This is a genomic window from Mesorhizobium sp. URHB0026 (genome assembly GCF_054059755.1).
Genome location: NZ_JBSSCN010000001.1, coordinates 162630 through 174705 on the forward strand (window position 1 = coordinate 162630; position 12076 = coordinate 174705).

At 62.9% G+C, this 12076-nt stretch carries 11 protein-coding genes; 5 read left to right on the forward strand and 6 right to left on the reverse strand.

Translation table 11 applies throughout. From position 1 onward, the window contains the following. Window positions 1–338 precede the first annotated feature (338 nt). The 3 genes from ACVWWD_RS00835 to ACVWWD_RS00845 all read left to right on the forward strand — a co-directional run bounded on the left by ACVWWD_RS00835 (window position 339) and on the right by ACVWWD_RS00845 (window position 2578). A complete protein-coding gene (locus tag ACVWWD_RS00835) occupies window positions 339–773 on the forward strand; it encodes a hypothetical protein (protein ID WP_023781458.1) in 435 nt (144 codons plus the stop codon). Between the two features lie 6 nt (window positions 774–779). Further along, window positions 780–1910 (forward strand): hypothetical protein, encoded by a 1131-nt coding sequence (locus ACVWWD_RS00840; protein WP_023781457.1) that lies wholly within the window; start codon window positions 780–782, stop codon window positions 1908–1910. Window positions 1911–2056: 146 nt separating this feature from the next. Then, the gene (locus ACVWWD_RS00845; protein ID WP_352546414.1) at window positions 2057–2578 is read left to right on the forward strand and encodes a hypothetical protein; all 522 of its coding nucleotides are present in this window, start codon (window positions 2057–2059) and stop codon (window positions 2576–2578) included. A 423-nt stretch (window positions 2579–3001) separates the two neighbouring features. Here the strand turns inward: ACVWWD_RS00845 and ACVWWD_RS00850 are convergent, their stop codons facing one another. From ACVWWD_RS00850 to ACVWWD_RS00875, 6 genes are all read right to left on the reverse strand, one after another. Beyond that, entirely contained in the window at window positions 3002–3328 is a 327-nt protein-coding gene (locus tag ACVWWD_RS00850; RefSeq protein ID WP_352546413.1) for a hypothetical protein, read from the reverse strand. After that, the gene (locus ACVWWD_RS00855) at window positions 3328–3522 is read right to left on the reverse strand and encodes a hypothetical protein (protein WP_245273811.1); all 195 of its coding nucleotides are present in this window, start codon (window positions 3520–3522) and stop codon (window positions 3328–3330) included. Before ACVWWD_RS00855 ends, ACVWWD_RS00850 begins: the two co-directional genes overlap by 1 nt. A gap of 94 nt (window positions 3523–3616) precedes the next feature. Further along, window positions 3617–5239: an FAD-binding oxidoreductase gene (locus ACVWWD_RS00860; RefSeq protein WP_352546412.1), complete on the reverse strand. Its 1623-nt coding sequence runs from the start codon at window positions 5237–5239 to the stop codon at window positions 3617–3619. Between the two features lie 180 nt (window positions 5240–5419). After that, window positions 5420–5662 carry a DUF1344 domain-containing protein gene (locus ACVWWD_RS00865; RefSeq protein ID WP_015316128.1) on the reverse strand — a complete coding sequence of 81 codons (243 nt, stop codon included), beginning with the start codon at window positions 5660–5662 and terminating at the stop codon, window positions 5420–5422. 698 nt (window positions 5663–6360) lie between these two features. Further along, a complete protein-coding gene (locus tag ACVWWD_RS00870; RefSeq protein ID WP_352546510.1) occupies window positions 6361–7329 on the reverse strand; it encodes a hypothetical protein in 969 nt (322 codons plus the stop codon). 95 nt (window positions 7330–7424) lie between these two features. After that, window positions 7425–8498: a CapA family protein gene (locus ACVWWD_RS00875; RefSeq protein ID WP_352546509.1), complete on the reverse strand. Its 1074-nt coding sequence runs from the start codon at window positions 8496–8498 to the stop codon at window positions 7425–7427. A 144-nt stretch (window positions 8499–8642) separates the two neighbouring features. Between ACVWWD_RS00875 and ACVWWD_RS00880 the strand changes: the two genes are divergently transcribed. Further along, window positions 8643–9899, forward strand: a complete 1257-nt coding sequence (locus ACVWWD_RS00880) for a hypothetical protein (protein WP_352546411.1) — start codon at window positions 8643–8645, stop codon at window positions 9897–9899. A gap of 537 nt (window positions 9900–10436) precedes the next feature. Continuing rightward, a complete protein-coding gene (locus ACVWWD_RS00885) occupies window positions 10437–12038 on the forward strand; it encodes a DUF2778 domain-containing protein (RefSeq protein ID WP_352551046.1) in 1602 nt (533 codons plus the stop codon). Window positions 12039–12076: the final 38 nt, after the last annotated feature.

The following is a 12076-nucleotide window of genomic DNA, read 5'->3' on the forward strand; positions in this document are numbered from 1 at the left end:
CCTGATCTGACAGGGAGGCGCTGGGAGAAATCCCGGCGCCGACTGTCTTTTAATTCCCTCAACGTTCTTTCCCGGCGAAGTTGCGGGCGCCGCTTCACCGTGCGCTAAAATCGGTTAGTATCGCCTTTCAGAGTCCGTTCGGTGACGTGCTCTAAGACTGTTTCGAATTCGCTCTGGCGAGTCATATGGTGGTGGTTTCGAGAACCGGAGCGCAGCGGACATATGGGTCCGTGAGCTAAGGTCTACTGCGACGCAGTAGAACGCGGAAGCGCGGAAAACGCCATCAGATGGCCGCCGGAGCAGAGTTTCCAAACAGCCTGATTGAAGGGGGATACTTTATGACGCTGATCCAGAAGCTTGCCGTCGCCTACGCGTTCCTGTTCTTCGGCGTCGTGGCCATCGGTTACATTCCGGCCTTCAACGACGCCAATGGCAATCTGTTCGGCCTGTTCTCATTGCAATGGTACGACGACCTGCTGCACGCCTTCTCCGGCGTCTGGGCGCTGGCTGCCGCCTTCATCTCGCATCGCCAGTCGGTGTTCTATTTCAAGCTGTTCGGCTCGGTCTACCTGTTCGACGGCGTGCTCGGGCTGATCACCGGCTCCGGCTGCCTCGATGCCGGTATCTTCATCAACGGCTTCCGCTCCCTCAACGACATCGAATTCCCTGCCCGCTTCTTCGCCAACCTGCCGCACATCGTCATTGGCGGCATCGCCGTCTATATCGGCTTCTGGCTGTCGAAGCGCATCTATGACCACTTCGCCACGGCCTGACGGGTCATGGTCCTGTTCCGCTTGATAAAGCGCATCATCAAGGCGATCCTCTGGCTGGTCGTGATCGTCATCCTGATCCCGATCGCCGGCCTCGCCTATGGCTTCCTGACGACGCCGGCGCTCGACAGGACGCCGCTGCCCGGCATTGCCGACGGCGCGCCGCCCAAGGCGCTGGCCGACAAGGTGCGCGCCGAAATCCCCGGCTACCAGCGGCCGGAGGAGTCGACCTTTCTCACCTACCCGGAATGGGCGATCGTCTACGCCGCGCGCGAATATGCCGGTTTCGTCGCCAAGGACCAGCCGAGCGGCTTTCCCTATTGGTCCTATGTCGGCCGCTTCTGGCAAGACTATGCCACGGTGATCCGCGCCAGCTCTCCCTACAAGTTCAACTACGCCAACCACCAGATGCTGGTCATCATCGGCACTAGCCATTCGATCGAGCATATACTGCAATGGACCTATGAGAACACGGTCGGTCGTATCACCGAGGCGACGTCGGCCAAGCGCACGGCGGCCGACATCTACCAGGCCAAGGTGGCCGCGGAGTATGCCTCTTTCCTCGACCAGGTGCCGTGGTACCAGTTCCCCTATGCCGAGAAGCGCGCCGGGCTGTTCGCGGTGCAGCCGGCGCCTGGTGACAGTTCCATCCGCACCAGCGAACGCAAGCTGGCCTTCGGTCTCGCCGACACCATCAAGCAAGGCTATGCCGACCTGATCACCAAGGCGCTTGCCGCGACCTCCGACCCGGCCGTCCCCAACGTCCATGTCTGGGCCAAGGGGCCGGTCGGCGAAGCCACCCGCAACGAGCCCGACACCTTGCTGGAACGCGATTATGGCGCGGACGGCACCGTCTTCGTCACCAAGCGCTACCAGGTGTTCACCGACATGATCCCGCGGCTCATCGACAAGGGTGTCTCCTTTGTCGAGATCGGCGGCAATGACGAGATCATGGTCACGGTGCTGTCGACCGATTCCATCGCCATTCCCGAAGGCATGCGCATCCTGTTCAGCTATCCGCTTCCCGCGGATCCCTCGACACGCCGCACCGGCATGGTCGTGGCCGTACGCAAGCTGCATCTGGTGCTGCCGTCGCTGATCAAGGCCGGCGCAAAGCTCGAACACGTCTACGATTATTGAGGCCTTTCGGCCAGGCTCGGACGAGATCAGACACTTCGCCACGCTCATTTCATAATCGCGGCCAAATCCAGCCTTGTTCGCGCGCGATGGAATGACGCAGTATCACCTGAATGGGCTGCCGGGGGGCATCTCGAAGGGACAAGACCGTGATCAAGACCGCCCTTGTCGCCATGACCATTGTCGGCTGCGACTGCGACGCCAAGCTGTGCGAATATATCGGCGAGACGCCGGCCAAGTGGTCGACCATCGCCGAGTGCGAAGCCGCGATGAAAACCCAGATCCTGCACGAGCGCAATTTCAACTATCCGCTGGTGTCCGGCATCTGCCGCACCAAGGGCTCGTCGACCTCCTCGCAACTGGCCGCGATCGCATCCCGCCCGGACCTGAAGCCCGCGAGCAAGGTCGTTCGGACGGAAAGCCCGCTGCCGCCGGAACTGAGCCATCGGCCGAGTGTCCCGGTCGGCTCGCCGACGACGGCCGTCGAAGCGGACGCCGCCCGGCCCGTCGCCTATGAGCAGGTGGTCGATGGCGGAACCAGCGTGCTCTACCGCACGAAGAACGGCTACGCCGTGGTCAAGACCGATCTCGGCCGCGCCGCCTCGGCGGCCGCCGACGCGGCAAAGCGCTCCGTGAACTGGCTGGCCGGCCTGATGCCGACCGGGCTGTAATCCCGCTAGCGTCTCGGCCGCTGGCCGGTTCTATCCAGCGGTGATAAGCCGCCCACTCTCCGTTTGGTCAATTCGACTTGATACATGCTTCGCGGATGCCGTCTCAGTCGCCATGCGTTGAGAGACATGATCAGCGCCAAATATCCGAACAGCGCAAAGAGGCCCCAAAAAAATCCAAACATGCTGATTGCGATAGAAATCACAAATCCAACTGCAACCACGACATAATATAAGATCGAGGCCCAGACATATTTCTCCATTTGGGAGCTACTCATCTATCTGTGGGTCCGGTTTGGCCATTCGCTTCATAGCTCACCAATGCTGAGCAATTCGTTCTTGAGAATATGTCAATGGAGCGGGGCGTCTTCAACCCACAGCCGAAATCAAACCTGAGACACTACCCCGCCGCTACATCTTTTACCTTCAGGCTCTCCAGAACTTGTCGATCAACGGCTGTTCGGTGCCCTGGTCCTCGCTGCCGACGCGCGTGATGAACAACAGCCCCTGATCCGCGAGGCCGTAGCCGACGATCTCGAAATACGCGGTATCGGTGTGCGTCTTCACCTCGGCGCGGATGCCGGTCAGTTCCTTGCCGTCGGGAAGCTTGCGTGTCGTCGGCTGCTGCGTCAGTTCGGCGCCGGCCTGCACCGATTCCCTGGCCATCTCCTGCAGCATCAACTGGTTGAGCGCCACCGGGTTGATCTTGCCGTATTCCTGCACCACGACGATCGTGCCCAGCGCCGAAGCCATCAGATATTGCGTGATGTTTCGCCAAGATCGGTCTTGGTCGCCGACATGGTGCTTGGATGGTTGAAGGAGAAACTGCCGCCCGAAAAGGTGGCGAAATCGTTGCGTTCGAGCGTCACCTTGCTCTTCTTGCCGCCGGGCAGCGTCACGTCGGCGCTCTCGCCGGGATCGATATTGACCGCCCCGTCGATGGTCAAAGCCTTGAGGTCCCTCGGCGCCCGCCGGTCCAGCGCACAGCGCGATGAGGGTGAGGGCTGCCGCTGATACCAGCCGCATGAAGTCTCCTAGCGTCTACGCAACCCCGCTCAGCGCCTTGATGGCACGGTAGAAGGTCGAGGAAAACAATTCCGCCGGGTCGTAGTGCCGCTTTGCCGTTAGGAAGGCCGGAAGTTCGGGATAGGACGCCAGCAATTCCTTGGCCGTATAGTGCAGTTGGTAGGGCAGGAAGAACCGCCCGCCATGGTTGATCGTCACGTCGATCAGCGCGCGCGTCAGCGCCCGCATCTTGGCATTGCCATCGGCGTCGGCCGGCTGGTTGATATAGAGCACCAGCGAATAGGCCGGCTCCGGCGCATAGGTCAGCGCCACGTCCTCCTTGTGGACGATCCGCACCGAGGCGTTGAGCACCGGCAGGTCCTGGTTGCGCAGGATTTCGCGCGCTTCCGCGACGAATGGATTATAGCTCGCGCGAGGAATAAAATATTCGTGCAGTATGTCGGTCTCGCCCATGAGGTCGTTGAACAGATACGGCACCGAATCGTGCATCGGGTTGTTGCGGGTGACGAGACAGGCCTCACCCTGGGCAAGCGCCGAGCTACGCGGCACCGTGCAGCTTTCGAATTTCGGCTCCAGCGTCTTTTCGGTGAACCATTTCAGTTCCTGGAACGCGCTGCCCCATTTGGCCATGTTCATGATCACCCGCTTCAGGCCAACGCCATCGGGTTCGCCGAGCGCCGGCTGGTCGGTTGGCGGCTGCTCCGCCACCTTATCGTAACGGTAGACGATCATGTCCTCGAGGAAATTACCCGGCGCCGTCGACAGATGCCCGTAGAACAGGCCGATGTCCTTGTTCGGCTCCAGCACCTCGGCGAAGAATTTCGGGAAATCGTCGGATTTGATGATCTCGCGCGAGGTGCGGTAGACGGCATTGTCGACGATATCGAGCGTCGCCTCCAGCACCACGCCGAACAGACCGTAGCCACCGACGACATGTCGGAACAGCTCGATGTTTTCGGTTGGCGAGCAGATGGTCACCGACCCGTCTGCCATCATGACCCGCATCGAGCGGATGGAGCCGGCCACCGAGCCGGCCTGATGGTCCATGCCATGCGCGTTCACCGAGAGCGAGCCGCCGACCGAAAAAATGTCGGTCGACTGCATCGCCTTAACCGCGAAGCGCGGATGCAGCATGATCTGGACGTCGTGCCAGCACGCGCCCGGCTGCAAGGTCATGGTTTTGGCCACGGCGTCCACCGTAACCTTGTTGAACCTTCTCAGATCCAGAACCAGCGCATTGTCGTCGAAAGCATGCCCGCCCATCGAATGGCGGATGGCCGCCAGCGATACTTTCAGCCCGTTGGCGCGCGCGAAGGCGAGCGCCTTGGCGATATGCTCGTCCTCGCTGACCTCGACAACGCCATAGACCGGCGTCCTCGACAGGCCGCTGGCATCATTGATGTCACCGCCTTTGGCCAGCCAGGGCAGCGACGGATCGAAGGCGGGCGGGCTCGCGATCGGCTTCAGCGGCAGCGCGATGCCGTCTACATCGGCGATACGTCCGGTGTTCTTCGGCCCTGACGGGCCGCGCGCAAGCCTCGCCACGGTGGCGCCGCCCCACAGCACGGCGCCGCCGAAGACGGCCGCGCCCAGCAGCAGCCGCCGCGACAGGCGAAATCCCTTTTGTTCCTCGGCCATGCAGATTCCCCGGCAGCCAAGGAATAGCGCGGCCTTTTGGCGAAAACCATAGCGTCGCTGCCGCAACGGCGTTCCGCCACCGTCGTCGCCTTGCGGTAAGTGTCCAAGTTAATGAAAATGGCCGGTTCCCCAAGGAACCGGCCAGATTGGAGCAGGGTCTCAGAGTCCGATCGGCAGTCTCTACGAGGCCTTCTTGATCGACGTCACCATGCCGGTCTTGTCGTCGACGGTCACCGCCACCTTGGCGCCGACCTTCAGTTTCCCGACCGACGCATCGGGCGAGAGCTGGTAGATCTTGCCGTCGTCGAGGGTGACCGACTTGGTTGTCGGATCGACCGCCTGGATTGTGCCCTGAACGGTCGCGGCATAGGCCGTGCCTAGGAAGGCGAGCAGAGCGGCGGTGGTTGCGAGGGTCTTCTTCATGGATAGCACTCCGTGCTGTTTCGGTTTTCCGGTACCGCTTGGGAGAGGGCAGCACCGAACGGCCGGAGACTGGAGCGGAAAGAGCACTGTCCGCAAATCACGTTGGATGTATTTTCGCAAGGAAATCATCGGCTTAATTCCGACACAATAGCCTCCTAGCCGCCGATGTCGACAGCTTACGCGCCCTTATGGAAGGCTCTTCCCCGCGCAAAAAGAGTCGTTTGCCGAATTGCGGCCGGCGCCATCGGCGATCACGTGGCCGCCGCAATCCCTTCCCGGCCGCATCACGAAACAGGACTTCGATTTTTTCATCGATACACGTTTTATGTCGCGAGCCGGCGCGATCCTCCTACCCGGCAAACACGAATCTGGCGCTCAGGTTGCAAACTCCAAGCGAACGCGAATTGGTGTCGCGCGTTGTCATAAAAGGAGACTTCCACGAAAATGGCCGTCCGGACCACGCTGTCCCCGATGCTGGCGACAACCCAGCCTGGCTGGCGCGCAAGGCGCCGAACCGGGCGATGACAAGACGCTGATCTTTGCTCCAGCGATCCCGAGATGACGGAGGCGATGCAAAGGCCCTTGCCAGCCTCGACGAGTTCCTGGCCTTGTCCGAAGCCCCTGCCTCCGGCGTCTGCATGATGTAGGTCGACTATATGCGCGACGAGTACGGCTTCGACTGCTGACGACGCCGCCAGCTAAGCTTCGTCCTTCGCGCCGATCTTGCGCACGAGTGCCGCGGTCGCCAGCATCGCACCCAGGTCCGAAATCATCGGTGCGACATGGCTGGCATAGTCGAGCGGCACCGAAATATCAGGCAGTTCGAAGAAGTTCTTCGGTTGCGGCAGGAGCAGAAAACCGTCGCTGCCGTTGAGCGCGACACGCGCGGGTTCGTCCGGCCAGGCTTCGCCGAGCCATTTCAGCGCTTGCGCCAGGCGGCCGGTCACCAGCGGCCGGGCCGCCTCGACATTGTTGGTGCGAAACTCGTAGGCATCGTCGAGCTCCGGCACGCCGGACGGCAGTTCCTGCATCTTGGCCGCGAACATGCCGCGGAAAAAGCCGATCACGCCACTTGCACGTCGCGCGGCGACCAATATTCCTGGAAACGGCTCGATGGTTTCGAAGGCTACGACGACGCCCTTGAACGTGGTGGCCTTGTTCTTGGTGGCGCCCCCGTCCCATAGGTCGGCTTCGTACAGTTCAAACGCAAATCCGTCATAGCGTCCGGAGATGATATCGTCGAAGCGGCTCATGGTGAAACCGCCGACGGTCTCGCGCGGCAGTCGGTCGAAGGAATGCGGCGTCACGTCATGCTGGTAGCGCATATCCCCAATGAAGCCAAAGATGATCGGCATCAGCGTCTGGCGAAACGATTGCTGCAGCCTCGCCGCCGGCCTGATCGCCCGGAAATAGAGCACGATCGCCACCGCGAAGCCGATAACGTAAAGAAATACGTGCGGTGTCGAGAACCATTGCTCGTTGGGATCGGCGACCTTGTTGAACAGCCAGGCAATGAGCGCCACGAAGACGACCACCAGGCCAACGAACAAGGGTACGCGCCACTTGGCCGCGCGTGCCACCGAGGCCCTTTTCGCTTCGTGGGCCTCGATGTCTTTCTTGATGGCTGCGATAGCAGCCGCGTCCGGCATGAAATCCGCTGTTTCCATCGCCATCCCCCGCCGCCAGTATTGCGGCATGATATCCGTTTTTGCGGGAAAGTCGCCAACGCATGCTCGTTTCCGCCCGTCGGGCCTGTCGCCAGTCAGGGCCACACGTCCACAAGGGAAGAAGGGAAAACCGCTCCCAGCCGGCCCTCGATTTTTTGCCGCATGGGCACGTCCAATGCTTCTACCGGCACCAGACGCTCGTGGTCTCCCGCACGCAGGCGGACAAACGGATAGAACCAGTAAGACGCAACAGTCCCGCGCGTTTGCGGATCGGCGCTGACGTCAACGATGAAAATCCCGCCGATCCGCCCCGGCCATGGCTGGCGGGCAAAGGCGGTGCCGAGGAAATCGCCGAGCCCATAGGCAACCACCGCCCCGCCGATCCGCTCCACCGGCTGCACGACATGGGCGTGATGGCCGGCGATCAGACCGACGCCCTGCCCGGCCAGCCGCCGAGCCAGCGCCCGTGTTGCAGCACGCGGAAAATGCCGGAACTCCCAATCCCAGTGCGGCACGGCACAGAGGAGATCGAGCCCAGCACTCGTCTCGCGCGGCCAGCGCGCCGGATCGCCTTCCATCGAGACGCGGCCGGCAAACAGGCGCTCGTCGGCGTTGCGCCAGAGCGTGAAAGCGGCGAAGCCGAGAGCGAGCGGCCCGGCAGCGAAGCGTTCGACCGGTCCCTTGGCGGCGAGGCCGATGGTGCCGATGCCGAGCCGCTTCAACGCCGCGACCGTCGCGTCGAAACCGGCGACTCCCTGGTCGAACACATGATTGTTGGCTAGCGACAGGACCAATTTTTCGCGCCCGATGCCGACCGCCGCGAGTGCCTCGGCCAGAAAGCGTTCGCTCATCGCATGATGCGTACCGAGCTTTGTCCCCAGCACGGCGCTCGGCCTGTCGACGACAGGGCTTTCGCAATTGCCGATCACCAGGTCGGCCGTGCCCAGCAGCGCCTTGATCGCCGGATCGCAGTCCGGCGCGCTCCGGTTGGCTACCGCCGAGATGTCGCCGATGAAGGCCAGCCGCATCGTCTGTCTCGGTGGCGGCTCCATCAGCGTCCCCGATGCCGGCGCGAACCCGTTGACGTCGCCCTCGAGCGACGGTTTCAAGAACCGCGGTAGCCAGGACAGTTTGTAGGAGAGCGGATAGTTCGACACGACACGCCTCATCATTGGCCTTCTGTAGACCGTCCGCCGGACCGGTTGAAGCGTGCCCGGCGACAATCATGCAACGATGTGGACGGCGTGCCGGCATCGACAGGCGCGGCGTCGTAAATCTGTGTATGGTCGCCGGCGACAAATGGGAGGGAAAAGATGACACGAATAGCAAGCCTGCTGGCATCGGCTTTCATTCTGGTCGTGCCGCTGTCCTCCGCATCGGCGGCCATGCCCGAAGCGGCAACGGCTTTGTTCGAGGCGAGGACCGTGGCCGCGCGCGACGGCGCGCTGTCTACCTTGGAAGCGGCCGCGCCGAAAGATCCAGCGTCAGCCTATGCCGCAGGCGCCGGCGAGTTCTTCATCGCGCTGGAACTGCTGGCCAGCGGCCTGCATCGCCATGGGTTCGAGAGCCCGCAATCCTTCATGCTGCCGCTGATGCAGTTGCCGGTACCGGCGAACCCCAATCCCGAGCCGCTGACCTATGGAGAGTTCCGCGCCATACTGGTCGCCTTCCGTGACCGGCTCGCAAAGTCCGCCACCACCCTTGGTTCGGTGCCGGCCGATGCCGCTATCGGCATGATCATCGACCTCACCCATGTCGGCATCGATCTCAACGAAGACGGCACGATCGCGCCCGATGAAAGCATGGCGGCGATCATGGTGGCGCTGTCGCGCGGGGGCATGGCGCCGGACGGTGGTGCCCCCGCGCTCACGTTCCGCTTCGACCGCGCCGACGGCTATTGGCTGCAAGGCTATGCGGAATTCCTGATGGCGCAGGCCGATTTCTGGCTGGCGCATGATTTCAAGGGCACGTTCGATGGCTCGTTCCACATGCTGTTTCCGCGCGCCAAGCTGCCGTTGCAGGACATCCTCGTGCCGCCGCCAAGCGAGATGGGCTCGAGCATCTTCTCCTCGGAATGGCGCATCGCCGATTTCATCTCGATGGTGCACATGATCAACTGGCCGGTTGTCGAGCCGGAACGCCGCAAGGCGGCGCGCCAGGAGCTGCTCGAAATGATCCGGCTGTCGCGCGAGGACTGGAAGGCGATCCGGGCCGAGACCGACAATGACCGCGAATGGCTGCCCGGCCCACAGCAAAAGGGCGAGAACCCGCTCACCGGCCTCGAGGTCGGCGAGGAACAGGTCCGGGCCTGGCTCGCCACCCTGGCGATGGCCGAGGACTTGCTCGAAGGCCGCGCGCTGCTGCCGCACTTCCGCATCACCGGCAAAGGCATCAACATGAAGCGCTTCTTCGACGAGCCGAAACCCTTCGACCTCGTACTCTCGATCACCGGCCCCGGCATCGCACCTTACCTCGAAACCGGCAAGATCCTGACCAGCGAGGATTTCGGCCAGATCCAGCGCCAGTTCGGCGGCGGCGGGTTTTTGACGTTCGCGCTGTGGTTCAACTGAGCGGTGCCGACGCTAAGCGTCGGCCGAACTCCGACGTATCCGAAAGTAGGGAACCGTGGACATCGGCGTTGGAGCCGTAGAAGCCCACCACAACCCCTGCTATGAGCCCCGAGAGCCGACCCTTTTTGGCCGAAGAATGGTGGCAGGACGGCAACAATATCTGTTGGCACCCGGGCGGCTCGGCCGACAGGCATTTGGCGTGCCTCACTGTCCCGGAAGCGCCGAACCGCCTTTTTGCGTGGTTGGCAAAGACTGTTCTGCTTGACTCGGCAGATAAAAACATGCAGCAAAAAAGCCTTGGAAGGGCTGCAATACCGCGTGCATGGTCGTGGACGAGCCTTTTTCGGCACAAAGTCCACGTCTCTCGATTGGTTTTGAGAGGGATTGGTTAACCAACTTTGTCCATATTTTGAAGCAATCGGCAACTAACGACAGGCGCGGCAAACGCGTCGGGGACCACCTGGGATCACTCACAGAATGGTCGTCGCGGCTATCACGGCCGCGGACGTGGGAGCCGATTGGAGCAAGATTGGTTGCATGGCGTTGTTGAGTCGTAAAATTGTCGGGGACAGGCGTTGCAGCGGCGAGACCGCCTTCGAAGCGCCACGTGCCTCATCCTTCACCCCTGAACGGGTTGTCCGCTGGATCGCGGTGCCGGGCGTCAGCGCCGCCGTCGGCCTATGGCTGATCGGCACCATGGCCGGCCTTAGCTCTGTCGGCGCCTCGCTTTCGGTAACGTCTGCCGGCCTGCCGCAGACGCTGTCCATGCCGGGCACGCTCGCTCTCGCCGATCCGCTGAAGCAGCATTTCCTCAGCTCTTCCGCGCCCTTCATGACGGCCAATGCCCATGGCGGCTCACAGGCGCTGCACGACCATGCCGTACAGTGCGGTGCCAGTTGCTTCAAGCTGGCCTCGATAACCTCCAAGGCGGAGAAATCCGGGCGCCTGGTGGCGCAGGCCAAGCCAACCCCGGCGAAGTCGAAATCGCAGCAGCGCTTCGAACTGATGGAAGCGTCGCTGTCGCCGACAAAGCTTGCCGCTGCCTTCGCCGGCGCGGGCAAACCGGCGACCGCGGCCAGCACACATCCCGTGATTTCCAGCGCCGCTCCACGGGTCACCGAGGCATCCCTCGTGCCGTCCGTCCAGGTCATGGCCAGCCTGTCCAACGACATGCCGGCTCCGGCGGCGGAACGCTTCGCCCGCGCCGAAACGGGTTCCGTCGTGCAGACCGCGCCGGCGCCGATGGGCTTTGCTCAGTCGGAAACGCCCGATAACGCGCAGCTGGCGCTTGCCCTGGTCGAGTCGATGCCGGTCGAGGACGAAGCCTTCGCCTCGCCGCTGCCGATGACCGAATCCTCGCCCGATGTCGCGGTTGCGCCGGTCGAGACCCAGCAGGAACAGCCGGGCGACGCCGCTTCGCTGCCGGATGCGCTCACCGACGACGTGCCGCTGCCGACCCGCCGCCCGCAATATGACGCGCCTCGGCAGCCCCGGGCCGTGGAAGAGGACAAGCCGGCCACACAGCCCAGGGCCTTGGAGCAGAAGCCGGCGCTCCAGCCGAAGCCCGTCCTGCAAGCCAGGCAGCAGCCGGCCCGGCAAGGCCGGACCCGTGATGGTGGCGACGTGCTGGCCTATGCCAAGCCGGATACGCCTTCGGGCGGCCTCGGCCAGGCGTTCAGGAACCTGTTCAACGGCCCGAGCGCCGGAAGCGGCGCCGGCCATGGCGTCGCCGTCTACGACATCAGCGCCAAGACCGTCTACATGCCCGACGGCCAACGGCTCGAGGCGCATTCCGGCCTCGGCGCAATGGTCGACCAGCCGCGCTATGTCCATGTCAAGGATCGTGGCCCGACGCCGCCCAACACCTACAATCTGTCGCTGCGCGAATCCCGCTTCCACGGCGTCGAGGCCATCCGCCTGACCCCGACGAGCGGCGGCAACAAGTACAACCGCAACGGCCTGCTCGCGCACACCTACATGCTGCGCGGCGGTCGCGCCGAATCCAATGGCTGCGTGGTCTTCAGGGACTATGCCCGCTTCCTCGCCGCCTTCAAGAAGGGCAAGGTCAACCGCCTCGTCGTGGTGGATCGCCTGAACGGATCGGCGACCCGGGTCGCGTCGAACGGAAGCGGCGCTTGAAATAAGGCGAAACCCTCCGCCGCCTCCTGACAGCCTTC

What these genes read in the sequence shown, in the direction of transcription:
- ACVWWD_RS00835 (WP_023781458.1), top strand. Translation starts at nt 339, where the DNA reads ATGACGCTGATCCAGAAGCTTGCCGTCGCCTACGCGTTCCTGTTCTTC.
- ACVWWD_RS00840 (WP_023781457.1), top strand. Translation starts at nt 780, where the DNA reads ATGGTCCTGTTCCGCTTGATAAAGCGCATCATCAAGGCGATCCTCTGG.
- ACVWWD_RS00850 (WP_352546413.1), bottom strand. Translation starts at nt 3,328, where the DNA reads ATGGCTTCGGCGCTGGGCACGATCGTCGTGGTGCAGGAATACGGCAAG.
- ACVWWD_RS00860 (WP_352546412.1), bottom strand. Translation starts at nt 5,239, where the DNA reads ATGGCCGAGGAACAAAAGGGATTTCGCCTGTCGCGGCGGCTGCTGCTG.
- ACVWWD_RS00865 (WP_015316128.1), bottom strand. Translation starts at nt 5,662, where the DNA reads ATGAAGAAGACCCTCGCAACCACCGCCGCTCTGCTCGCCTTCCTAGGC.
- ACVWWD_RS00870 (WP_352546510.1), bottom strand. Translation starts at nt 7,329, where the DNA reads ATGGAAACAGCGGATTTCATGCCGGACGCGGCTGCTATCGCAGCCATC.
- ACVWWD_RS00875 (WP_352546509.1), bottom strand. Translation starts at nt 8,498, where the DNA reads ATGAGGCGTGTCGTGTCGAACTATCCGCTCTCCTACAAACTGTCCTGG.
- ACVWWD_RS00880 (WP_352546411.1), top strand. Translation starts at nt 8,643, where the DNA reads ATGACACGAATAGCAAGCCTGCTGGCATCGGCTTTCATTCTGGTCGTG.
- ACVWWD_RS00885 (WP_352551046.1), top strand. Translation starts at nt 10,437, where the DNA reads ATGGCGTTGTTGAGTCGTAAAATTGTCGGGGACAGGCGTTGCAGCGGC.